The 23,802-nt window shown below is 67.7% G+C and carries 11 protein-coding genes; 4 read left to right on the top strand and 7 right to left on the bottom strand.

Annotated elements, in window-relative coordinates:
• Positions 1-96: 96 nt before the first annotated feature.
• The 3 genes from SX243_06985 to apaG all read right to left on the bottom strand — a co-directional run bounded on the left by SX243_06985 (position 97) and on the right by apaG (position 2,775).
• Complete coding sequence (locus SX243_06985) at positions 97-495, bottom strand: hypothetical protein (protein MDY7092701.1); 399 nt, start codon at positions 493-495, stop codon at positions 97-99.
• Between the two features lie 390 nt (positions 496-885).
• Positions 886-2,244: a PQQ-binding-like beta-propeller repeat protein gene (locus tag SX243_06980; protein ID MDY7092700.1), complete on the bottom strand. Its 1,359-nt coding sequence runs from the start codon at positions 2,242-2,244 to the stop codon at positions 886-888.
• A gap of 123 nt (positions 2,245-2,367) precedes the next feature.
• The gene (apaG, locus tag SX243_06975; protein MDY7092699.1) at positions 2,368-2,775 is read right to left on the bottom strand and encodes a Co2+/Mg2+ efflux protein ApaG; all 408 of its coding nucleotides are present in this window, start codon (positions 2,773-2,775) and stop codon (positions 2,368-2,370) included.
• Positions 2,776-2,909: 134 nt separating this feature from the next.
• Between apaG and SX243_06970 the strand changes: the two genes are divergently transcribed.
• Together SX243_06970 and SX243_06965 are read left to right on the top strand one after the other, a co-directional pair.
• A complete protein-coding gene (locus SX243_06970; GenBank protein ID MDY7092698.1) occupies positions 2,910-4,154 on the top strand; it encodes a hypothetical protein in 1,245 nt (414 codons plus the stop codon).
• 110 nt (positions 4,155-4,264) lie between these two features.
• Positions 4,265-8,389 (top strand): hypothetical protein, encoded by a 4,125-nt coding sequence (locus SX243_06965; GenBank protein ID MDY7092697.1) that lies wholly within the window; start codon positions 4,265-4,267, stop codon positions 8,387-8,389.
• A gap of 51 nt (positions 8,390-8,440) precedes the next feature.
• Here SX243_06965 and SX243_06960 read toward each other — a convergent pair whose 3' ends face one another.
• The 4 genes from SX243_06960 to SX243_06945 all read right to left on the bottom strand — a co-directional run bounded on the left by SX243_06960 (position 8,441) and on the right by SX243_06945 (position 15,086).
• The gene (locus tag SX243_06960; protein ID MDY7092696.1) at positions 8,441-9,370 is read right to left on the bottom strand and encodes an alpha/beta hydrolase; all 930 of its coding nucleotides are present in this window, start codon (positions 9,368-9,370) and stop codon (positions 8,441-8,443) included.
• 413 nt (positions 9,371-9,783) lie between these two features.
• Positions 9,784-10,371 carry an RNA-binding protein gene (locus SX243_06955; GenBank protein MDY7092695.1) on the bottom strand — a complete coding sequence of 196 codons (588 nt, stop codon included), beginning with the start codon at positions 10,369-10,371 and terminating at the stop codon, positions 9,784-9,786.
• Between the two features lie 163 nt (positions 10,372-10,534).
• A complete protein-coding gene (locus SX243_06950; GenBank protein MDY7092694.1) occupies positions 10,535-13,972 on the bottom strand; it encodes a M36 family metallopeptidase in 3,438 nt (1,145 codons plus the stop codon).
• 166 nt (positions 13,973-14,138) lie between these two features.
• Complete coding sequence (locus SX243_06945) at positions 14,139-15,086, bottom strand: hypothetical protein (protein ID MDY7092693.1); 948 nt, start codon at positions 15,084-15,086, stop codon at positions 14,139-14,141.
• Positions 15,087-15,456: 370 nt separating this feature from the next.
• Here SX243_06945 and SX243_06940 point away from each other — a divergent pair, with 370 nt between their 5' ends.
• Both SX243_06940 and SX243_06935 read left to right on the top strand, forming a co-directional pair.
• Positions 15,457-16,716, top strand: coding sequence for an ATP-binding protein (locus tag SX243_06940; protein ID MDY7092692.1), 1,260 nt, complete (start codon positions 15,457-15,459; stop codon positions 16,714-16,716).
• Between the two features lie 556 nt (positions 16,717-17,272).
• A complete protein-coding gene (locus tag SX243_06935; protein ID MDY7092691.1) occupies positions 17,273-23,425 on the top strand; it encodes an alpha-2-macroglobulin family protein in 6,153 nt (2,050 codons plus the stop codon).
• Positions 23,426-23,802: the final 377 nt, after the last annotated feature.

Here is a 23,802-nt window from a genome sequence, read left to right as displayed (position 1 = left end):
CCTCGCGGGGCTTTGAGGACCGCCGCTTTGAGGACCGCCGCGATGGGTTTGAACCCCTCGCGGGGCGGGGTCGCGCGCGCTGCGGTGTTACCCAGATCAGCTCGTCGTCGTGGTGGCTTCGGGCCGCTCCCGAAACCAGCGAAAGAGCTCCGCCCCGGCGACGATGCCGACGATGAGGGACGCAGAGGCCAGCAGGTCGAACCAGAGAGGCCCGGGAAGGCGGTGGGTGAGGACCAGGGTGGTGGTCTCGACCACCACCAGGGCGCTCATGATCAAGCCATGAGCCCGGTAAGCGCGGCCGGCCAGGAAGGCCACCAGGAATCCGCCGGCGACGGCGGAGAGGAAGGTGAGGAGACCGGCGCCGAAGAGCTCGGCGGGAGCCGATTCCTGGAGACTGACACCCCCGAAGAGTCCCTCCTGTGCCAGCGTGATGAGAATCACCATGACCGCGTAGGCGGCGACGACGGCGAGGAAGCTGCGGGCGATCTTCAGCATGGAGACTCCTTCCAGGCCCTGGGGTTGGGTGGCTTCTCTTTAGTTACGGTGGTGAACGCAAGATCTTAACGGTTTGTGTGGATCGCGGCCTCCACTTGACCCACAACGGGCAGCCTGTTCATACTGCATTTATGACCGTAGAGAACATCTCGCTCTGCCCGAAAGCCTTCGAGAAGCTTCAGAAGGCCCGTCGGTATCCTGGAGAGTCCCTCAGCGAGGTCGTACTCCGGGCTCGCTGGCCAGAAGACACTGGATCCGCAGAGGATCTTCCGGCCTGGTATGAGGAGAACGGACCCCCATTGGGCGAAGAGGGAATCCGAGATGTCGAAGCCCTCAAGCGGGCTGATCGGCCTCCGCGAGACAAATGGCAGGAGTGACCGTCAAGTACACCTACCGCCCCGCCTCCTCACCCCCAGCCCCCTCCCCGGAAGCCTTCTTCTCCATCCGCGGCTTCAGGTCGTAGACGTAGAGGTTCTCCTGCTCCCGCAGGTAGAGCCGGCCGTCGGCGATGACGGGGTGAGACCAGCTTTCGCGCTGAACGTTGGGGATCTCGAAGGAGCCCTTCTCGCGGTAGGCCTCGGGGGTGGCTTCCACCAGCAGCATCAGGCCGTTTTGGTAGCGCAGGTAGAGGTGGCCGTCGGCGTAGGCGATAGCGGCGGAGGAGCGGCCGTCGTTGCGCAGGGGTCCCCAGACGAGCTGACCCTTGTCCTTGTCGAGGGCGATGGGTAGGCCCTTGTTGTGGCCGGTGCCGGTGTAGATGGTGCCGTCGTCGAGGATCATGCCGCCGTGGTGGTTCTGGAACATCTCGGCGGGGAGGAAGTAGACCTCTTCGGCGTCGACGCCGGTCTCGGTCTTGACCAGCTTCAAGAGAGCGGCGCCGGTGCCGTAGCCGGTGGAGGCGAAGACGGTGTCGCCGTCGATGAGGGGGGTGGCGATGTTGGCGATCTCGTTGGCCACCGGGGTGTAGGCCCACAGGAAGCGGCCGGTGTCGGTGGCGACGCCGATGACGCCCTGGCCCACCAGCTGCACATATTGGCGCACGCCGGCGCCCTCGGAGATCACCACCGAGGAGTAGGCGGCGCCGGGGACGCCGGGGCCTTCGAGCTCGGGGAGCTGAGCGCGCCAGATCTCCTCGCCGGTCTTTTTGTTCAGCGCCACCATCACCGCGTCGGCGGCGCCGGGGGTGACGATGAGACGATCACCGTCCACCAGTGGGGATTCCACCCACTTCCAGTCGTAGGTGCCCTGGGCCTTCATCAGCTGGCCGCCGAAGTCCTTGACCAGATTCTTCTTCCACAGCACCTTGCCGTCGGCGACCGAGAGACTCACCAAGTCGCCTTCGGTGCCCAGGGCGTAGAGGGTGTCGCCGTCGATGGTGGGGGTGCTGCGGGGGCCGGGAAAACGGTCGTCCCAGGCCGCTCCCAGGTGGGTCTTCCACAGGATCTCGCCGCTGGCGGCGTCGATGGCGAAGACGTGCTGGCCGTTTTCCAGGTCGCCGAGGGTGAAGATCTTGCCATCGCTGACGGAGACGCTCGAGTAGCCCGCTCCCAAGCCCGTGGCGGTGAGCAGCAGCGGCGGGCCTCCCTCCGGCCAGCTGGTCAGCAGGCCCTGGTCCGGGGCCTTGCCGTCACGATCGGGGCCGCGCCATTGCGGCCATTGGGCGGCGGCGTCGAGGGCGGGAGCGGCGGTGAGGAGGAGCAGGGCGGCGAGGCCCACGAGGCCGGTGAGGGAAGAGCGGGGGCGGAGCATCTGCAGGTCTCCTTTCGCGAGGGTCAGAGCGGGCGATGATGTCGAATCTACCGGTGCCGCATCGAAGAATCAGAAGTAGGACAGACGCCTCATTCTACGGCATGGGTAGATGGAGGTTGCGGATCAGTGCACGGTGAAGGGGCCGGTGAAGCCGAAGGGGGCGATGGTGGCTCGGAAAGTGCCGCCGGAGAGACGGAGCATCTCGTAGCTGCCGTGCATGGCGCCGAAGGGGGTGCGCAGGGGGCAGCCGGAGGTGTAGGAGAAGCTCTCCCCGGGAGCCAGGATGGGGTGCTCGCCGACGACTCCGGAGCCGTCCACCTCCTCTTCCGAGCCGTCACCGCTGACCACCGTCCAATAGCGGTGCAGGAGCTTGACGGTGTCCTCCCCGGTGTTGGTGATGGTCACCGAGTAGAGAAAGAACCACAGACCCTGCTGGGGCCGGGAGCGCTGAGGATCGTAGCTCGCTTCCACCCGCACGTGCACGCCGTGGGTGGTGGCTTCGGAAACGGGGGGTGTGTCGATGTTGGTCATGGAGGTCGTAGGATCGTTCATCCGGCCCGGAAAGGCAAAGAGTCGTGCCAGGAGCCAATGCTATTTTAGAAGCATTCTGCAATCTTCGAGAGAGAGCGAAGACAGTCGCGGTGGAACCGCGGGGGAGGACGACGATGAAGAGCCGCTGGCCGCTGGCCTTCTTGGCCCTGGGATTCGCCTTGCTCGGGAGCGCCTGCGCTCACCGCATCGGCCCGGAGCTGGCTCCGGGCTATGGAGGGCAGGCCTTCGATTTCTCGGCGCCCCCCTGCTCGCCATCGCCCCGGTGCTCATCGTCGCCGGAGCCTGAGCCCCCGGAGTGCTCGGGGGGAGCGTCTCGGAGGGCCGGGGTGCCGGTGGACCTGCAAGTGGACCTGCAATATCTGGGCACCGCGGGTCTGTATCTCGAATGGCAGGGGCATGGGGTGCTCTTCGGGCCGTTCTTCTCCCGGCCATCGCCGCTGCGGGTGGCTTTGGGCAAGATGCGGCCGGACCCTGGGGCGGTGAAGCGAGGGTTGGCGGAGGTGCCGATGGAGAAGGTGGGGGCCATCTTGGTGGGGCATGCTCACTACGATCATCTGTTGGACATTCCGCTGGTGGCCGAGGAGCACGCGCCGGGAGCGCAGATCTACGCCAGCGGGACGGCCCGCAAGCTACTGTTCCCCTATTCCACCGTCTACCGGCGCACCGTAGCGCTGGATCGCCGTCTGGGCACCTGGGTCCGCTTGCGGGACGCCAAGGGCCGGGCGCTGCCGGTGCGGGTGATGCCCTTGGCCACCACCCACGCGCCCCAATCGCGCTTTTTCCGCTGGGCCGAGGGCGAGGCCCGGGCGCCTCTCCATCGGCCTTGGGAGGAGCTGCGGCATTGGAAGCTGCGGCAGGGGCAGCCGTTGGCGTTCTTGGTGGAGCTGCTGGAGGGTGAGAGCGAGGAGGTGCGCTTCCGTCTCTATTACCAGGACTCCGCCAGTCACCAGGGCACCGGCTTGCCGCCGAAGGTTCCGGGGGTCGGAGGTGTTGATCTGGCGGTGCTGTGCATCGCCTCCCATCACCTGGCCCGGGGCTTTCCGGAGTATCTCCTCGAGGAGCTCGAGCCCCGCCACGTTCTGGTGGCGCACCAGGAGGACTTCTCCCGCTCGGCGGCGAAGCCCACGCGCTTCGTGCCGCTGCTGACCCGGCGGCGGGCGGAGAGCTTCCTGCGGCAGGTGTCGGAAGCGGAGCCGCCGGCCGCCGGCTGGCAAGGGCCGGAAGGTTCGGTCTGCGGTCCGTCTAACGAGACATATTCCATGGCCCTGCCGGGGGGGTGGCTGCGGTTTCGAGGGCACGGGGCGGAGGTTGCGGAGGGGCCGGCAGGACGAGATCAGACTGGAGAGGAGGAGCCCTGATGGGGACGATGTGGACAGCCGGGATGCTGACGAGGACCCACCGAGGGGAAGGACTTCCCGCGGGCTCCGGACGACATCGGCTTCGGCGACGAGAGGACCGGCCATGGCCGATGCGGGGCGCCGCTTTGCCGGCCCTGCTGGTGGCTTGGGCGGTGGTCGCCCTGAGCTCGTTGCTGGCGCCGCCGGCCTCTGCGGGAGTGGTGTTCCGGGGCCTTGCCTGCGAGGAGCAGATCCCCCAGGCGATCACCGTCGCCGTGCCTTTCCGGGTGGCGCAGCGGGCGGTGGACGGCCCTGCCCTGGTGGAACAGGTGTCGGCGGCTTTCCGCATCGGTGAAGGGGAGGAGAACGTCGCCATGCAGCAGCTTCTGGGGGTGCGCCGGCCGCGGTTGCCCGGGGAGTCTCAGGATCCTTGCGCCGGACGGCGGCGGTTGCAGGTGAACCTCGCCCTGGGTAGCGACTATCAGGTGCTCGATTGGCTCAGCCAATCCCAGGTGGACGCAGGGATTTTGCCGTGGATGGGACGCTATTTGCTGCAGCGGGATGAGGTGGAGCTGCTGCCGGTGCGGCCCGAGGAATTGGTGGAGGGGGCTCCGGAAGAGCTCTGGCGCCGTCCGGTCCGGCCGCTGCTGGCGGTGCGCCGGTGGGACGGCACCGCCTGGCGGGTGGAGGCAGATCCTCAGATGTGGCTCGACGGCTACCGCGAGGTGCTGTGGTGCCGGGCTCTGAAGGCGGCGGGAGGAGGGGATGGGCGGGCCTCGTCGGCGGAAGGACCGGAGGAGAAAGAAGCCGAGAGCCCGCTGCAGGCGGCCTTGAAGAGGGAGCGATCTCGCTGCGAGCTAGCCGCGGAAGGCACCACCGACTACCGGTTGGTGATGCCCTCGCACTTTTCCTCCGGTGGCTTCGTAGCACCGCTGGCCTCCACCGGCCGATGGCTCGAGGAGCATTGGGAGGCCCTGGGATGGGACGCCGCCGACGAGAGCGCTGACAGGGATCCGGCGGTGCCGAGAGCCGCGGTGGACGCCGCGGTATGGCGAGGGTTCTTCCACGACCTGCGGCTGTCCCTGGATCACGAGCCCCTGGAGCGGCTGGCCGATAGCGGCGGGAATCTCGACCCTCTGGACTTCGAGCTTCCGGAGGATCGGCAGCGGGTGGAGCTTCTGTTCAGCGACGGCGCCGATGGAGCCGCGGACCCGGTGGCGGAGAGGGACCCCATCGGAGGCTCCATCGTTGAGCCTGCACCGCGAGTGGAGAGCTTGGCCTCGGATCGCCTGGTCGTGCGCCGACGAATCGGAGGGGCGCTGTCGCCGCAGGCAGGCGGCGGTGGAGATGCGGGGGCGGGGTCGGCCTGGTGGCTGGGCACCGACGATGCGCTGCGGCCGGTGAGGGTGCCCCCGGGGCTGCCTCTACCGGCGCTAGAAGGGCGAGCGCGACGATCCGGGGGAGAGGCCCGCAAGGACGCAGTGCCCGCCTTTGTGGCGGCGTTCCTGGAACCGGTGGCATTCTTCGGCGTGCGTACCTTCGACTTCACCGCCGACGAGGCGCTCCGCCTGACCCGAACCCACAGCAGCGGCGAGGCGGACGACGAGCTGTCCTTGGTCTTGCCCGGAGGCGGAGTCAAGGCGGCGTACCAATCGGTGCTGCTGGATACTTTCTATGGTGAGAAGGCCTTGATCAACCGCTGGGCCGGCGAGGTCCGGGAAGGGCGGGCTCAGGCGGTACAGACGGGAGCCGAGACCGGGGACTCGCTGGTGGTGGATCACGTGGTGGGGACCAGCGGCGGCTCCCTCATCGGCTTTTTTGTCGCGCGCCTGGGGGAAGGGGGGCCGTTCAACCTCGCGGAGGTCTTGTGGCGGGATTCGACGGGAGAGCCTCTGACCAGCGCCGCCATCTTCGGTTCTACAGATCTGCTGCGCTGGCTCAGCCTGGTGGTGATTTTCCTCTGCCTGTGCGCGCTACTGGCAGTGCGTCGCAGGCCCCTCCGGGAGGCCGCCGGGAAGGCCGCCGTTCGCGATCCGGAGCAGGAGGCGGAAGGGCTGCAGGAGCCGGTGGACCTGTTTCCGGCGGCGCGCTGGCGGATGCAGGCGATCCTGCTACCCATTCTCCTGCTGGCTCCACTGCTGACTTCCTGGCTCTCCGGCGAGCGAGCTCGCGAGCACGTGCCGGTGATGGAGGGGCTGCTCTACGCGGTGTTGGTGTGGATGGCCATGCTGGCGGATCAATGCCTGGTGATGCACTCCACCGCGTCGTCGCCTTCGAAGGGCTACCAGCCGAAGCCATGGATCTCCTGGTGGGCATTGATCACTCTCGGTGCCGGTCTGGTGTTAGTGCCGTTGGTGCTGCGGGGCTGGGCCTTGATGGGGGATTTGCTGGAGCGGGGCGAGTCGTGGATTGGGGAGTATTTCAGCTTCGGAGAAGCGCCCTTCGGTCTCGCCTACGCGCTCACCGTTCTTCTGGTGGGGCTGCTGGCTTCGGTGGCGACCCACTGGCGTTTGCAGGTGGCCTCCGCCGGCGCCGCGAATTTCCCCAGTCTCGGGAAGGCGGTGGTGTGGTTTGGTCTGTGCGCCCTGATGGTGCCGTTGGTGCTGCTGGGGGTTCCACCGCTGCGGATCTTCGTCAAGGCGCCACCGGTCTTCCTCGCCGGGCTGGCACTAGTGGTGGTTTTTCTCGCGGTCTATCTCTATCTGGCTCGGGGCCGGGGAGGCGCTCAGCGGCGCGCCGTCACCTTCTTTTCCGCCATGCTGGTGAGTTGTGCTTTCGTCTTGTTGCTCACGGCACCGGGGGAGGAGCATGGAGCGGTCTTCATCGACGGCAGGCTCGGGGAGATCTTCTTCCTGCCTTCGGGACTGGGCATCTTCCCCGGTTCCATGGTCTTCATGGTCGGGGCGCTGATCTTGGGGCTGGGGTTGATGCTCTGGCTCCACGGTTCCCACGCCTCCTATCGGCTCCAGGGCATCGACGATTTCCTGGTGGCACTCTTCGTGGTGCTCTTCCACGGGCTCGTGGTCTATCTGGTGGTCGTTGCCCTGTCGCAGATTCCGCAGCTTCAGCTCTCCCTCCTCGAGCTCACCGGCCGCTTCTGGCTGGTGCTGCTGGCGGCGGCGCTGGTGCTCGGGTGGGCGCTGCTGGAGGCCGCTCGGCGGCAGCATCCCCGGGGATGGTTCCCGGACATCCTGCGCCGAGGGGTGGGGTATCTCAATCAGCGCCATCCCAACGGCACCATCCTGTCCTGGCGGTTCTTGCGCTTGGCGGCCATGGCGGTGCTCTTCCTCGGTTGGTGGAATCTGGTGGTGGCACCGGCGCTCTACGGCAATCAGGCAGCATTGGACTTCCTCCGCGGAGCTCGGAGCAACTTCGAGCAGGAGTATCGGAAGTCCCTTTCCGACCACGGGTCGGCTCCTCGGGAGCCCCGCTTTACCGCTCTTTTCGTCACCCCGGCGAATGAATTGGAGACCGATGGCACGCGGTTCTTCGCCTTCGCGCCGGCGCCGGAGCTGTGTCCATCGGTTGGGGAGGAGGTCTCCAGCGGCGGCACTTGGCAGAGTTATTGGGAGGCCGAGGCGGAGGCGCTGCCGTGGAAGCAAACCGCAAGCCCCGGGGACGGGCAGGGGTGCGAGGCTTTGAGCGGTGCGGAGAAGGAGTTTCTCACCGACGTCATCTTCGCCTCCGGTTCCCCCTTCCCCGTGTTTTCCGCCCACCGGGTCCAGCTGCCCCGGGGCCAGGACGAAATGTTCTTGGTGGACGGCGGCTATTCCAACAATGTGCCGGTGGAAGCGGCGCGCAGGCTCGATGCCGATCGGGTGTTGATCCTGCGCTCCAGTCATCCCCTGGGGCACTTCCGGCGGCCCGGCTGGTTCGGCGACCTGGTGAGCTGGGTGGCAGAGGTACCGGGGCCGCTGGTGCAGAATATCGGCCGCCTCCCGGCCTTCCTCTTCGAACGATCCCAGCAGACCGACCGGCGCTCGAGCCGAGAGCTGCTGGTGATCTCCATGGCCCCGCGGCGGGAACACACCGGTTGGCCGAGCCTGGTGGATTTCCGCACGCCGGTGGTGAAGCGGTTGAAGTGCCTGGCGCGGCAGGACCTGGGCTTCAGAGTCACGGAGGAGTGCCGCCCATACCTCGCCGCCGGTGAGGCGCCGGGGGCGAGGCGCATCGCTTTGGTGGAGAGTTGGGGGCGTCCGGAAGTCCAACTCAGTGAGACGGTGCCGGAACGGCAGCTGTCCTTCTCCCGCGAGTGATCTCCGGTCCGCGGAGAGCGCTGTGGAGGGGGCTCGGATCCTTGGCGAGGGCTATGAGTCGGCGATTCCGGAGTCCCGCAGCCAGCTCTCCACATCGGCGTAGACGCGCTGCCGGCCGCTCTCGTTGAGCACCTCGTGGAAAAACTGGGGGTACACCCGCAGGGTCTTGGCCTCGCTGCCCAGGCGCTCGAAGACCTGTCGGCCCTGCTGCGGGTCGGCGACGGCGTCGCTGGCGCCGAGGAGGAAGAGCGCCGGGATCCGGATCTCGCCGGCGCGCTCGTAGACTTCCTGCTGGGCGTCGCGCACCTCCAGGAACCACTTGGGATTGAAGCTCTGAAAGATCAGCGGGTCCTGGCGGTACCGGCGCTGCTGTTCTTCGTCGTGGGTCAGCATCTCCGGATCGAGGACCCCGGCGAGGTTGAGGGTGGGGGCGACCTTGGCGGCGAGATGGCCGAGGGCGACCTTGAGCTTGGGAACCTCCACCGCCGGTGCCAGGAACGGGCTGCTCACCACCAGCCGGTCGAAGCGGCCGGGGCGGTGGAGAACGTACTCGAGGGCGATGAGGCCGCCGAGGCTGTGGCCGAAGAGCAGCGACGGTACATCCCTAGACCAGCCGGTCTTCTCCAGAACCAGATCCAGGTCGTGGCGGTAGTGCTCGAAGTCGGCGACATGTCCCCGGCTGCCCTGGGATCTGCCATGGCCCCGCAGATCGAGGAGCAGGCAGCTGAAGCCCATGCGGTGGAGCAGCGCCACGAGCTCGCCGTAGCGGCCGTGGTGCTCGGCGTAGCCGTGGACGATGAGGGCCTGGCCCTGTGCCCCGACGCCTCGTCCGCCGGCGGGGAGGGAGGAGACCAGGAGGTCGAGGCCGTCTTCGGTTCGCAGGACGGAGGTGACGGCGCCGTCGATGTCGGGATCGGGGCCGGCGATGGGCACGCCGGGTTGCCGAGGCGGGGAAGCGGAGGAGCCAGGGGGCTCGGCCATGGGCGGATCTCCCGAGAGTTGGGGGGGATGGCGTTGCCGAAGAGCGTATTGCGGCGCTTCCTCGCGGTCAAATCGCCAGGCTCGTTGCCCGCGACCAACAAGTGGGTCCCCCCTGTTGAAGAAGATCGACCAACAAGTGGGTCCCCCCTGTTGAAAGCCTTGAGAACAATAGCTTTATCGGGGCCATGTGCGACCGCCCCTCGCGCCGTGGGGCGGGAGGGGCGGAAGAGAGTCGGGGATGCCGGGTCGGCTTAGCAGCCTGTGGTGAAAATCGAGCCGCGCTGCGAGCGGCCCTTTTCCGCCGAATCTTCGTTCGAAAACCTCGCCGATACCCGCATCGCCTGCGGTTTTCCGGCCTTGATTCGACGAGAAATTGCTCGCCCTCGCTGGCGTCTGACTTTCACCACAGGCTGTTAGAGGCTGCGCTTCTTGCCGCGGAGGCCACGGCGGCTGCCTTTATTCTTGCCGCCCTTGGGAGGGCCGTCGAAGCCGGAGAAGTCGCCGGGAGAGTCGTCGAAGGAGCGTGGGCCGCCCCGGCCGCGGGGGCCCCCTGGGCCAGGCCCACCGGGGCGGGGGCCGCCAGGGCCGGGACCTCGGCCGCGCCGTTCCTCGGCGGCGTTGATGCGCAGCTCCCGGCCGCCGAGCTCCTTGCCGTTGAGCTGCTCGATGGCCGCTTCGGCGTCCTCCGGAGAACCCATCTCGGCGAAGGCGAAGCCGCGGGGGCGTCCGGTGGCGCGGTCGTTGGGGAGGTAGAGGTCCGCGACTTCACCGACGGTCTCCAGCAGCTCGGTGAGCTCGCGGCTGGTGGTGGAGTAGTTGAGGTTTCCGATGAAGATCCTGGTGCTGATGGCTCGACTCCTTAGGTCCAGCGTCTGAAGGGGCTGCTTGATGCAGCAGTTTCCTGGCCCGCAGGGAGCTTCCAAGGGCTGCGGTGCGGGCGAAGGATTCGAATGGCGAACGATGCGCAGGGAGAAACTACCAGCTGATCTCCGGCTTTCCAAGCGCTTTCTCGACCTGTTGCAGCAGCGTCCCAGGGTGGCGCCGAGGGAGATCCTTGGCGGAACATGAAAAAACCCCGACCGCGCCGCCAGGGCGAGGTCGGGGTTCGAAGGGTTGGGGATGAGCTCACCGGCGCCGGGCCGGTGAGCTACCGAGCATCCGAGCTCAGGGCTCGGGCTCGCCCATGCTGGAGCTCCACGACGAGGTATTGCCGAGCTCGAAGCCGTCGGTGAAGAGCGGCACGCTGGCGGCACAGGCGTTGGTGAAGCTGAGATCGATGTCGTCGATCCACCAGCCGGTAGCGGACACCGAGCTGTCGCAGGCCATGCGCCAGCGCAGCAGGATGGTGTTGCCGGCGAAGTCGCTCATATCCACCTGCACCTGCTGCCAGGGACCGAGGCTGCCTTCCCAGGCTTCGCGGCCGCCGATGGGGCTGCTGAAGCTGGTGCTGATCACGCCGGTGTAGCCGTTGAGCAGGAAGCGGTTGGCGTTGGCCGGCACGGAGCCGCCGTCGCCATCCAGGATGTCGAACCACGAGGTGCCGGAATCGGTGCTGTATTCGAGCACGCCGCCGTCGTAGGTAGCCTCCGTCGCCACCTGCTGCCAGAAGCTCAGCATCGCCGGCGTGCCGCCGGGGATGACGATGGGCGCGGTGGTGACCAAGTACTGGTCCTTGACCACTGCCTCGTCCGAGACGAAGTAGCTGTGGGTCGGCGAGTTGGAGTTGGTGTCCACCAGGGTCCACGGGCTGGTGCCGCTGTCGGCACCGCCCGCTGCCAGGCTCCAATTACCGGTTCCACTCTCCAAATCGTCGGTGAGGAAGGAGTCGATGGTACCGGTGGGAACCGCCGAGCCGCGGGTTTCGTTGGCGTCCTCGTTGCCGCTGGCGCACTGGCCGGAACCGTTGCCGGAGTCATCCTCGGCGCGCACCACGTAGTGGTACTCGGTGCCGTTGGAGACCTCGGCGTCGGCGTAGGAAGTGCCGGAGAGGCAGCTGGCCTCGAGGTTCGCCGGGCCCGGAGTGAACTCCGGAACGGTGGAGCGGTAGACGTTGTAGACCACGTCGGTGCCGCAATGACCGGTGGCGGCGCCCCAGGCCACCTGCACGCCGCAGGTGGGGGTGCCGTTGTTGGTCACCGAGGTCAGGCCGTCGAAGGTCGGCGGCCGGGTGCACACGCCGGTGGCGGTGTCGTCGTCACAGTTGGTGGCCGCCGACTCGCAGTCGCCGGTGATGTCCACGGTGGTGACGGTGTAGGAGTAGGTGGTGCCTCCGGACACGGTGAGGTCCGAGTAGGTCGTACCGCTGATGCCGCTGGCGATGAGCACCGGATCGGTCTGGGGGCAGCCGTCGAAGGAGCGGTAGACGTTGTAGGTCACGTCCGACGTCGGGCTGGCGGTCCAGGAGAGGTCGATCTGGTTGTCGCCGTTGGTGGTGGCGGTGAGGGCGCTCGCGGGTTCCGGCACCGTGCACTGGCATTCCAGCGGGGTGTCGAAGCCGTTGGTGGCAGTGGTGCTGCCGGGCCCCGGGGTGCTGGCGTCGGTGCCCAGGCCGTAGGCGGCGAAGGCATCCCACACGATGCACAGGTCATCGCCTCCATAGTTGTCCATGACGGCCTGGATGATGCCGTCGCGGACGTCGATGAAGGTCGGCGAGCAGGCGGTGTTCTTCAGGCCCTCGTTGACGTAGAGCATCATGCGCTGGTTGCCGGCGCCGCCGGCGGCGTCGTAGAAGTCGGCGCTGAAGCCGTACTCGTCCACCAGCGCCCAATAGACCTCCCAGGCGGCCTGGGCCCAGACGGCGCCGACGCCGTGGGGAATGGACATGCCGGCGATGCTCTCGTAGGTCCAAGTGTTCACTCCCGGATCGGTGGAGTAGGGCTGGGGCCGGATGCCTGGGCCGTTGGCGGGCTGGCCGAAGAGGTAGGTACCGATGCCGCGGGCGTCGGTGCCGGCGTCGCCGACCTCGGCGGTGTAGGCTAGGCTCCACCAGTCGGAGAGACCTTCGCCGGGCTGCTGAGAGTTGCTCAGGCAGCCGGTGGTGCCGGGGCCGCCGACCAGACGGTTGCTGATGCCGTGACCGTACTCGTGGACGATGACGCCGTTGTCGAAGTCACCGTCGGCGGCGGGGCTGGTGTTGTTGCAGATGTACATGCGCATCCGCGGCCGCGAGCCGTCCGGCGGGGTGCCGAAGTTGGCGTTGCAGGTGCCGAGGCCGGATTGGGCCAGGGCCTGAACGTAGTCGGAGCCGCTGCCGCCGTTGCCGTAATTGTTCTGCTGGAAGTTGCCCGCCTCTTCGTCGAAGCCGTATTGGTACTGCACATCGTGGATGATGTTGTTCCAGTAGAAGAGGTTGGTCACCGCCGCCGGGCGGTAGGTGCTGGGGGCCATGGTCAGGTCCAGCGGGAAGTCGCAGTCGATGCCGCCCATGGTGTCGTCGCAGTCGGGCTCGCTGGCCGCCGGCGGCGGGGAGTCGTTGCCGTCGGAGTCTTCCCAAGCGTGGACGTTGTTGCCCTGATGGGTGGTGAACTCATCGCCGGCCATGCCGTCGGTGTCATGCCAGCCGAAGGGCGAGGCGGTGAGGTCGAAGGGGTCGGTGAGGGTCACCCGGGCGTCCATGGGCGGTGCCGGAGTGGTGTGGTTGGGGCTTTCCACCGGCAGCGGGTAGACGTTGTAGTCGGCTTCCGCCACCCAGTCGATGCGGGTCCACACTTTGTTGGTGGCGGCGTCGACGGTGAAGTCGAAGATGTGGTCCCCGGAGGGCAGCCAAAGCTGGAAGTTCCACACCAGACGGGCCTGGCCGGCGCCCACCGCCAGCCACATGAGACGGGCCTCGACGGGCTCGGTGGAGATTCCCTGGGGATCCACCGCGGTGCGCTGGTCGACGCCCTGGGGGGCACCGAGAAGAGCCGGCGGCGAGGTCACCTCGAGGCCGGCATGGCGCGCACCGGCGGCCACCGCGGCGGCGGCACCGACGCTGGGCTGGGAGCTGTTGACGGCACCGCTGAGGTTGGGGAGGAAGGCGTTGTTGACGCTCAGAATGCGGCCGTCGCGATTGATGTTGACGTGCAGCTGACCGTTGTACAGCGGCAGGCCCTGATGCTGCTGGCGCAGATAGACGTGGGTGGCGCCGCTGACCCGGGAGAAGACCCGGTCGGTGATCTCGTAGTTCTGCAGATCCTCCTGGGTCAAGCCCAGCAGGTCGGCGTGGTCTCGGGCGTAGCTGATGGCTCGCAGCTCGGCGTCGGCCTCGGCGGACGGGCCGGTGAGGTATTGGGTCGGGTGAGCCAGTTTGCGGGTGACGCCGGTGGTGCGGTCGAAGGTCACCGCCAGCTCCGGCTTCTCGGCTCGCAGAGCCTCGACGGCGGCGAGCTGGCGGGCCGACGGTTGGACGGCGTCGCCGGAGCCGAGCTCGAGGCGGGCGTCGAAGTGACGTCCCAGCTTGCTCTTCACAGGCTCGGCGGCGTCGGCGGCGGGGCCCAGTGTGAGGACGAGCCCGACGACGAGTCCGATGATGAGGCTGAAGGCCAATGCCGGCGCGCACTGGCGCTGGACAGTGGCTAGAAAGCGACTACGAGTCTGATAGCGAAACATCCTCTCGACCACGGTTCTCCTCCTCGGGCGGTGGGATGAAGGCAGCAATGCCGGAACGGGATTGAACGGTGATGCTATCGCAAAACCGCGCCCCAGAGGCAAGTGGTTGCTTTTGGGGCGGGTCCTGGCCGGATTTCGCTCAGGCGTCGGCACTGCTGCCACCGCAGGGAGGCCGGGGTCAGGAGGGAGTTTCGGTGGTGGGCTCCGGAGCGGTGTCGAAGCGGGGGGCCAGCTCGCGGTATTTGCGATCCAGCAGGTCCCAGACGGCTTCGAGCTTCTCCAGCCGTTCGTCCAGAAGCTCGGTCCAATGCTCGTGGCGCTCGGTCTCCAGCCGCAGGCCGCTGGCGCGGAAATCGAGGGCGTCGAGGCGCAGGTCGATCTCGCCGGTGGTGAGCTTGGCGGAGAGGATCTCGGCGCCGCGGTCGAGGTAGCGCAGCAGGTCCCCCAGGATCGCGCCGCTGAGGGTCACCTTGGCGTCGTGGGTCTGCAGCTTGACGCTGCCGGCGGCGGGCTCGAAGAAGAGCTCCCGGTCGCCTACCAGCGCTTTGAGGAAGCGGCAGCCGAGCACGCTCTGCCCCTCTTCCTTGGCTTCCACCACCGTGCTCTCGAGCTCGAAGGCGCGATCCTCCTCGCCGGTGTTCCAGGGGGCGAGGGGAGCGGCGGTGATGCCGATGCGCTGGAGCAGCACGAGCACGGTGCCCAGGCGCGAGCGGGCGGTGGTGGCGATGTACAGGCGGTCACCGTCGACGCAGCCTTCCACGATGCGCGAACGGGGCGCCGAGCGGACGATCAGCTCCTCCTCCGCCAGGGCTTTGAGCTGACGCCGCTTGCGCGAGCCCACGAAGGGGTTGCCGGTGGCCTCGGTCTCGGCCTGGATCAAGGACCGTAGCCGTTCCTTGACCGCCGTCGAGTCGGCGCGGAGGGTGTCGATGCGCACCCGGAAGGCGAAGCGGCTATGCCCCACCTGGTACGGAGCATCGGGCTCCATGGGGACGAAGCCGATGCTCTCCCGGACTTCGGAGCCGGGAGCGATCTCGGTGAAGCGGGCGCTGTCGAAATCCGGTTCCTCGGGACGGCTGAGCACGCGGAATCGGCTGATGCTGGCGGATCCGGAAAGCAAGGCCATAGACGGTCATTCCCCTCTGAATTGGGCTTTGGGATGGGCGGAAGCCGAAGGATCGGAGACTTCGGGGCTGCCGCCGGCGGGCGGAGCGCGATCTTAGCAGGGCGCGACGGATGTCGGGAGCTTCCCGTGCTGACCAGAAAGAGACTGGCACCGGAGACCATCCGGCAGTACAGACGGAGGAGCCCGCTGGATAGCTTTTTCTGTGCCACCGACGCGCTCCTTCAGGTTCGATCCGACGGGCAGGGAGATGGCCGAGCAGTGTGCGCCGGGCGAGACGAGACCCTGGTGAACATGTCGAGGAAGTCCGCTAACCGATAGGATAGAATCATCGAAGTATGGGAAAACAAAATTGCCCGGGGTTTCGGCGTCAATGAATAGCTTCAGCTTGACCCTGGAGATCCTGGTGGCCATGGTCACCTTGGTGGTAGCGGTCTTTGCGACCCACGTGGGTCGCCGCGAAGGGCTCGGTGAGGAGCGTGGCTGGCGCCTCATTTTGGGCGGTTTCTGGCTGCTCTTTCTGGGCACGGCGGTGGACGTCACCGATCATTTCCAGCAGCTGAGTCCGCTGATCGTTCTGGGGCCGACTCCTCAGCAGGCGGTGCTGGAAAAGCTGGTGGGCTTCCTCGGTGGCTTCAGCCTGATGGCGGTGGGACTCTACCGCTGGCTGCCCAATATCGCCGCCCGGCGCCGCGCCGAACAAAGCGCCCGTCGCAGTCAGGGAGAGCTGGAGGCGCGGGTCACGGAGCGCACCGCCGAGCTCACTGCCAAGACCCGCGAGCTGGAGCGGGAGATCCGGGAGCGCAAGCGCGCCGAGGCGGATCTGATGGTGGTCAAGGAGGCGGCGGAGGAGGCCAGCCGAACCAAGAGCCGCTTCCTGGCGAATATGAGCCACGAGCTGCGCAGCCCGCTGAACTCGGTCATCGGCTTCGCCAACATCCTGGCCAAGAATCCGGATCAGCGGCTCACCGACAAAGAGCTGCGCTACCTGGACCGCATCCGCGCCAACGGCGAGCATCTGTTGGCTCTCATCGACGATGTGCTGGTGTTGGCCAAGACCGAGTCCGGCCGTCAGGAGCCGGTCTACCGCTCGGTGGATCCGAAGCGCCTGGTGATCGAGACGTTGGCCCAGCTCAAGGGCGACGTGGACACCTCCCGAGTGGACCTGGTGGCCCGCTTGCCGGAGTCCTGCAGCACCGTCCGGGCCGACGCTCTCAAGTTCAAGCAGGTCTTGATCAACCTGGTGAGCAACGCGTTCAAGTTCACCAGCGAAGGCCAGGTAGTGGTGCGGCTGATCGCGGATCCGGACACCGGTGTGCCGTTGCGCATCGACGTCGAGGACACCGGTATGGGGATTCCGGAGGAAGAGCAGGAAGCCATCTTCGAGGCCTTCCGCCAGGGCGAGGCGAGCAGCGCCCAGCGTCCCGGCGGCACCGGCCTGGGACTTTCCATCTCGCGCTCCCTCTGCGAGCTCATGGGCTTTCGGCTGCGGGTACAGAGCGTCCTGGAAGAAGGCTCCACCTTCAGCATCTACCTCAGCCCCGACGCGCCGGAGTACGACGGCCTCGACCAGCAGGACAGCGAGGAGCTCACCACTTCCGAGCTCGACTTGGCGGATCTGGCGGATCTCTGAGGTCGTTCCTGGTCGTCTGGCCTAGGGTTGGACGCTGGACAAGATCACTCAGTGGTTGGAAGCTTCCAGCGGTTGATGTCTCGTTGGAGAACAAGACCCTCACCCCCTCCGGTCCCCCTCTCCCAGCCGCCCTCCCGACCTGCCGGTAGAGGGGGAAGCTCGAAGCTCATCATAGATTCGAGATGCAGCGTTGGAATCAAGGGGACGGGTGGAGGCGCCCCTCTACCGGGTGGGGGATTGGGAGGGCTGGGAGAGGGGACGGGGGTGAGGGGGCTCGACAGGCTCCTCGCACCGAATGCTCGCTAGATTTCAAACCATGCCGCGACCGGCCCCAAAAAGTTCCACCCCCGCGGTTCTGTTTTCCCCTTGAGAAGGGTCTAAACTAGTTGCTATGAATCGATACGCCCCAGTCCCCAGCTCCGTACTCCGCCGCTCCGTCTCGACTCCGCGCTCGCTGCTGGTCATTCTCATGGTCATCGGTCTCGCCGCTTGCGGCCCTTCTTTCGGCGACGCTCAGGGTCCGGGAGCGTCTCCATCGTCCCCCGAGGAGGTCGCTATGGATCCGCGTTGGCAGAAGATCGACCAGCTGGTCTCCGAGCAGAAGATGCAGCAGGCCGCCGAGTTGGCGGCGGAGCTGCGGGAGGCCGCCGAGACCGCCGAGAATGACGAGCTCTACACCCGAGCGTTGATCAAAGAGGTACAGCTGCGCACCGCGCTCCACGGCTACGCCACGGCGGTGAAGCAGCTGCGCTCGGCGCCCTGGCCCGAGGACCCGCGGCAGCGGGCGGCGCTGTCCCTCTTCTACGCCCAGGGTCTGGTGACCTATCACCAGGCCTATGGTTGGGAGATCGGCCAGCGGGAGCGGGTCGTCCAGGATGTGTCCAGCGACGACCCCATGTCCAGCGAGGATGAATTGGAGCTGGAGCGTTGGACCTCTCAGCAGATCGTCGCCGAGGCGAATCGGGCCTACGCTGAGGTCTGGGATCGGCGCGAGCGCTGGGGCCATGCCCCGGTGGGCCTGCTGGCGGAGTATCTGCGCCAGAACAACTACCCCCCACGGATCCGCGGCACTCTGCGGGATACGGTCACCTATCTGTGGGTGGAGCTGCTGGCGGATACCTCGCTGTGGTCGGCGGCGGAATCGAATCGGGCGGAGCTGATGGATCTGGAGCGCTTGCTGAGCTCGGATCCGACCTCCGAAGAGATCTCTGTGGAGGAAGCCTTAACGGCTCCGGAGACTCATCCCCTGACGCGCATCGCGCTCTTGCTGGAGGATCTGGAGTCCTGGCACCGCTCCGGGGAGCGTCCGGAGGCGGCCTTCGAGGCGCGGCTGGAACGCATTCGCCGGCTGGAGGCTTCGTTCAATGAAGACCGCCACCGCCGGCAGCTGTTGGCGGATCTGGAAAACCATCGCGAGACCCTGGGCCGGGCTTTCCCCTGGTGGTCCATGGGGATGGCGGAGCAGGCGCGGCTGACGGCGGAGCTCGACGACCCCCAGGCCCTGGTGCAGGCTCACCGGCTGGCTCAGGAGGGTCTGGAAGCCCATCCCGATTCCCTCGGCGGCAAGCGCTGCCGGGACCGCGTCGCGGTCATCGAGGCGCCGGACTATCAGCTCCGCTCCATGCTCCTGGACGGCCCCAGCAAGCGCTCCGTGCAGGTGCGCTTCAAGAATCTTTCCCGGCTCCACTTCCGCGCCTACCGCCTCGATCTTCAGGAGACCGTGGAGCAGGCCCAGGACTACAACCTGCTGCCCCGGCAGCGCACCGTGGAGCGGCTCGTCGCCTCCGGCGACCCCCTGACCCGATGGACGGAGGAGCTGCCGCCGACGCCGGACTATCGCCATCACCGCATCTTCGTGACGCCCCCGCTGGGGGAGGAACCGGGCCTCTACGTGCTGGTGGCCTCTGCCCGGGAGGACTTCCGCCGGGAGACCAATCGGTTGGCGGCGGTGAATCTGGTGGTCAGCGATCTGGTGCCGACGGTGCGCCAGACCCCCGGAGCGCTGGAGGTGCAAGTGCGCTCCGGCGCCAGTGGTGAGCCGGTGGCGGGGGCCCAAGTGCTGCTCTATCGGCGGGACTGGAACTCCGGTCATCAACGGGTGCGCGACCTCGAGACCGGTGAGGACGGCCGGGTCACGCCGCTCGGCACTGCGGTGGCCCGTCACGGCCACTTCCTGCTGGTACGCAAGGGCGAGGACACCAGCCTGCTCGCCAACGGTGTCTACCTCAGCGGTGTCGCCGACACCCGCCGTCGGACGGCGGCGCTGGTCTACACCGACCGCAGCGCCTATCGCCCCGGCCAGGAGCTGCTGTGGAAGGTGGTGGCTTACCGCGGCCGGGCGGACCAGGGGCGCTTCCAGACCCTCGAGGGGGAGAGCTTCGAGGTCGAGCTGGTGGACGCCAACGGTCAGTCGGTGGCCAAGAGCCAGGTGACGAGCAACGAATTCGGCTCCGCCGCCGGCAGCTTCACCCTGCCGCCGGGACGGCTGTTGGGGAATTGGCGCGTGCGCACCTCCCTGGGGGGTGGGGCGCGGGTGGTGGTGGAGGAGTACAAACGGCCGACTTTCGAGGTCGAGCTGGAAGCACCGGAGGAGGAGCTGCGGCTCAACCGCCGGGCGGCTTTCCAGGGCACGGCGCGGTATTACTTCGGGCTGCCGGTGGTGGCCGGCGAGGTCGACTGGCGGGTGGTGCGGGAGCCTCAGCTGCCGCCCTACTATTGGTGGTGGGCGAGCCCCAACCGCAGCTTCGAGAGCCAGACGGTGGCGGCGGGTACTGCTTCCCTGGGCGCCGACGGCGGCTTCGAGCTCGCCTTCACCCCACAGGCCGATGAAGCGGATGCGGACCTCGGGATCACGTACCGTTTCCGGGTCGAGGCGGACGTCACCGACGAGGGAGGCGAGACGCGCTCCGCCAGCCGCGCCTTCCGCCTTGGTTTCGTCGCCGTCGAGGCGGTGGTAGACACCGGCGCAGAGGTGCAACGGAGCGACCGGCCGGTGCAGGTGACCATCGCCCGGCGGGACCTCGACGGCAATCCCCGGGCCGGACGGGGCAGCTGGCGGCTGACCCGCCTCCAGCAACCGGCGGAGACGCCGCTACCGGCGGCGCTGCCGCCTCTGGACCAGATTCCCAATACTCGCCGGCCGAGTCCCGACGACGACGCCTACCGCACCCCCGGCGACGGCCTGCGGCCGCGCTGGCAGACGGACTTCGCCATCGGGCAGGTGTTGGCGGGCTGGGCTGATGGCCAGGAGCTCGCCTCGGGAGAAGTGAGGCACGAGGCAGCCTCCGAGAGCGTTGAGGGGGCGGCGAAGGCCTCGGCCCCTACCTCCACGGGACGCATCGAGCCGCCGCCGGTGCGGCCCGCCCCGGAAACCAGCGCCTCGGGAGCCACCGCCACCGTCGACCTGGGTTCGCTGGAGCCCGGTGCTTACCGCTTTCACTATCGCACCGAGGATTCCTTCGGCGCGGTCTTCGAGACCCAGGAGCAGATCGTCGTGGCCCCGGCGCCAGCGCAGGAGGCTGCGAAGGAGCCGGCGGAGGGGGAGTTGGCGGTGCCTATGGCGCTGCTGGCGGAGACCTCGTCGGTGGAGGTGGGGGAGACCCTGCGGGTGTGGGTCCACACCGGTCTGGAGGCCCTGCCCATGGTTTTCGACGCCTACGCCGGCCCCCGGCGCTTCCTGCGCCGCGAGCTGCCGTCGGGTTGGTCCGGGTGGATCGAGGTGCCGGTGACGGCGAAGGAGCGCGGCGGCATCAGCCTTTCCCTCTCCGGGCTCCAGGATCACCAGCTGATGACCCAGACGCGCACCGTCGCCGTGCCCTGGACCGACCGCCGACTGGCGGTGAGCTTCGAGACCTTCCGCGACCGGCTGCGGCCGGGCCAGCGGGAGACCTGGCGGGTACGGGTGGCCTCGGCGGACGGAGAGGAGGCGCTGGCCGCCGGGGCGGCAGAGGTGCTGGCCTATATGTACGACCGCAGCCTGGAGGTCTTCGCTCCCCATCAGCCCCCGCATCCTCTCGATCTCTATCCCCGCCACGGGGCGGCGCCGCCGCTGCTCAGCCCCCTCGGCAGTCAGAACCAGGTGTGGGGGCGCACCGACGGCTGGGGGGCCACTACGAGCGCCATGGCGCTGATGGGGGATCGCCTGCGCTTCTTCGCTTCCTACGGGGTCGGCGGCATGGGCCGCGGCGGCATGACCCGCCAGCTCGCCGTTCGGGGAGAGGCGCCGGTGATGGAGTCTATGGCGATGGATTCCGTGGCCGCGGCGGCGCCCGCCGTCGAGGAGTCCGTGGACATCGCCTTCAAGGCCTCGAATCAGGAAGGTGCACCACCGGCACCGCCGCCACCGCCGGAGGGGGACGGGGGTGCCGACGGCGGCGACGAGCCCCAGGTGCGCAGCGACTTCTCCGAGACCGCCTTTTGGCAGCCCCAGCTGCTCGTCGCCGAGGACGGTTCCGTGAGCTTCGAGTTCGAGGTGCCGGACGCGGTGACGGAGTGGAGCGTGTGGGCCCACGCGGTGACCCGGGATCTGCGCTCCGGCCGGGCCCAGGCCTCTACCCGCAGCGTCAAAGAGCTGCTGGTGCGGCCCTATCTGCCGCGCTTCCTGCGCGAGGGGGACCGCGCCGAGCTGCGGGTGGTGGTGCAGAACGCCGGTGAGGAGGCCTTCTCCGGCAGTCTCGATTTCTCCATCGAGGATCCGCAGGACGGCAGCGACCTGGGCGCCGCCTTCGATCTCGACGCCGAGGCCGCCACCGGTGTGGCCTTCGATCTCGAGCCCGGCGGCAGCGCCACCCTGACCTTCCCGGTGCGGGCGCCGAATCGCGTCGGCCTGGTGGCCTTCCGGGCGGTGGGCCGAGCCGGTTCCTTGAGCGACGGTGAGCTGCGCCCGCTGCCGGTGCTGCCCTCGCGGATTCATCTCAGCCAGAGCCGCTTCGCCGCCCTTCAGGGCGCGGACCGGCGCCAGCTGACCTTCCCCGATCTGGCGGCGGACGACGACGCCAGCCGCATCGACGAGCAGCTGGTGGTGACCCTCGACGCTCAGCTCTTCTACAGCGTGCTGGAGGCTCTTCCCTACTTGGTGGACTACCCCTACGAGTGCACCGAGCAAACCCTCAACCGCTTCGTCTCCACCGGTATTCTGTCCAGCCTCTTCGACGAATATCCGGCGGTGGCGGCCATGGCCCGCCGATTCGCCGAACGCGAGACCCAATTCGAGACCTGGGCGCAGCCGGATCCCAACCGCAGCATGCTGCTGGTGGAGTCGCCGTGGCTGCGGCAGGCGGAGGGCGGCGGCACCGGCGAGGACGGTGCGGCGTTGATCAAGGTTCTGGACCCGGACATCGCGCAAGCCCAGCGCCAGACTTCCCTGGCCAAGCTGCGGGAGGCCCAGACCTCGTTGGGGGCTTTCCCCTGGTGGCCCGGCGGCCCGCCGTCGCCCTATATGACGATGTACATCCTCTACGGCTTCTCCAAGGCCCTGGAGTTCGGTGTCGAGGTGCCCCAGGACGTGGTGGTCCGAGCCTGGGCCTATCTACACCGCCACTACGTCGACGATTTGGCGCGGCGGATGGTGGAGGAGGATTGTTGTTGGGAATCCACCACCTTCCTGGCCTACGTGCTCTCTTCCTATCCTGACGAGAGCTGGACCGGCGGCGTGTTCAGCGCCGACGACCGCAAGGCGCTGCTGGATCACTCCTTCAGTCATTGGAAGCAGCATTCGCCGCTGCTCAAGGGGTATCTGACCCTCACCCTGGAGCGCGCCGGCCGCAGCGAGGACGCCCGACTGGTCTTCGACAGCATCATGGACTCGGCGCATACCGACGAGGATCTGGGGACCTACTGGGCGCCGGAGGAGCGCGCTTGGCTTTGGTACAACGACACCATCGAGAGCCACGCTTTCGCTCTGCGGGTGCTCACCGAGCTCGATCCCGACGACGAGCGCCGCCACGGGCTGGTGCAGTGGTTGTTGCTCAACAAGAAGCTCAACCATTGGAAGTCCACCCGCGCCACCGCGGAGGTGCTCTACGGCCTGACGCACTATCTGCAGCGGGAAGGGCAGTTGGGAGCCACGGAGGCGGCGACGGTGAGCGCGGGGGAGCGGCGCCGGGAGTTCATCTTCGAGCCCGACGAGTACACCGGCAAGGGTGCTCAGATGGTGGTGGACGGGGCCGACGTGACGCCGGCCATGGCCACGGTGACGGTGGAGAAGGAGACTCCCGGCCTGCTCTTCGCCTCCGCCACCTGGCATTTCTCCACCGAGCGGCTCCCGGAGTCGGCGGAGGGGGATTTCTTCACCGTTCAGCGGCGCTTTTACCGCCGCCACAACCCCGGCGACGGCTGGGTCTTGACGCCCATCGAGGAGGGGGATTCGGTAGCTGTGGGGGATCAGGTGGAGGTAGAGCTGACGGTGCGCGCCAGCCACGCAGCGGAGTACGTGCACCTGGAGGACCCCCGGGGCGCCGGCTTCGAGCCGGAGGCGGTGACCAGCGGCTATGAGTGGAATCTCGGCCTCGCCTGGTATCGAGAAGTCCGGGACAGCGGCATCCACTTCTTCGTCGAGCAGCTCCCCGCCGGCGAGGTGGTCCTCCGCCACCGTCTGCGGGCCACCCAGGACGGCATCTTCCGCGTCGGCCCGGCCACCGTTCAAAGCCTCTACGCGCCGGAGTTCAACGCCTACTCCAGCGGGGTGCAGCTGCGGGTGGGGGGGTCCTGAGCGAATTCCGAATAGTGCCAGCACCTTCGGCGAATTGGAGTCCCTCCCCGGGATCAATCCCGGGGCTACCCAGGACACCGCCGGATGAATCCGGCTCCCAGAGCCTGCTCAACCACGTCTTCCCCTCCGGAGCCAGCGGAGCTGGCGGCACCTGAGTAGCCCGGGGATTGGATCCCCGGGCGGAGGTGCTGAGACCACAGGCCTTTCCTACTTCCATCATCCTTTCCGCCAACAACCTCCTCACTCCCTCGTTCGCAGGAGTCCAGCCTCTTCCCCCTCTGCCCATATCCAACTATAGAGATTCAGTACTTCACTGAATCATTGTGATCTGTGGTAGCTTCTGCGCTTCGAACTCAACTCAAGCGATGAGCGGCCCC

Source organism: Acidobacteriota bacterium (assembly GCA_034211275.1).
GTDB lineage: Bacteria > Acidobacteriota > Thermoanaerobaculia > Multivoradales > JAHZIX01 > JAGQSE01.
This window is presented reverse-complemented; position numbering and strand designations above follow the sequence as displayed.

Coding starts and splice junctions, on each gene's coding strand:
- SX243_06985 (MDY7092701.1), bottom strand. CDS start 495: ATGCTGAAGATCGCCCGCAGCTTCCTCGCCGTCGTCGCCGCCTACGCG.
- SX243_06980 (MDY7092700.1), bottom strand. CDS start 2,244: ATGCTCCGCCCCCGCTCTTCCCTCACCGGCCTCGTGGGCCTCGCCGCC.
- apaG (MDY7092699.1), bottom strand. CDS start 2,775: ATGACCAACATCGACACACCCCCCGTTTCCGAAGCCACCACCCACGGC.
- SX243_06970 (MDY7092698.1), top strand. CDS start 2,910: ATGAAGAGCCGCTGGCCGCTGGCCTTCTTGGCCCTGGGATTCGCCTTG.
- SX243_06965 (MDY7092697.1), top strand. CDS start 4,265: ATGCGGGGCGCCGCTTTGCCGGCCCTGCTGGTGGCTTGGGCGGTGGTC.
- SX243_06960 (MDY7092696.1), bottom strand. CDS start 9,370: ATGGCCGAGCCCCCTGGCTCCTCCGCTTCCCCGCCTCGGCAACCCGGC.
- SX243_06945 (MDY7092693.1), bottom strand. CDS start 15,086: ATGGCCTTGCTTTCCGGATCCGCCAGCATCAGCCGATTCCGCGTGCTC.
- SX243_06940 (MDY7092692.1), top strand. CDS start 15,457: ATGAATAGCTTCAGCTTGACCCTGGAGATCCTGGTGGCCATGGTCACC.
- SX243_06935 (MDY7092691.1), top strand. CDS start 17,273: ATGGATCCGCGTTGGCAGAAGATCGACCAGCTGGTCTCCGAGCAGAAG.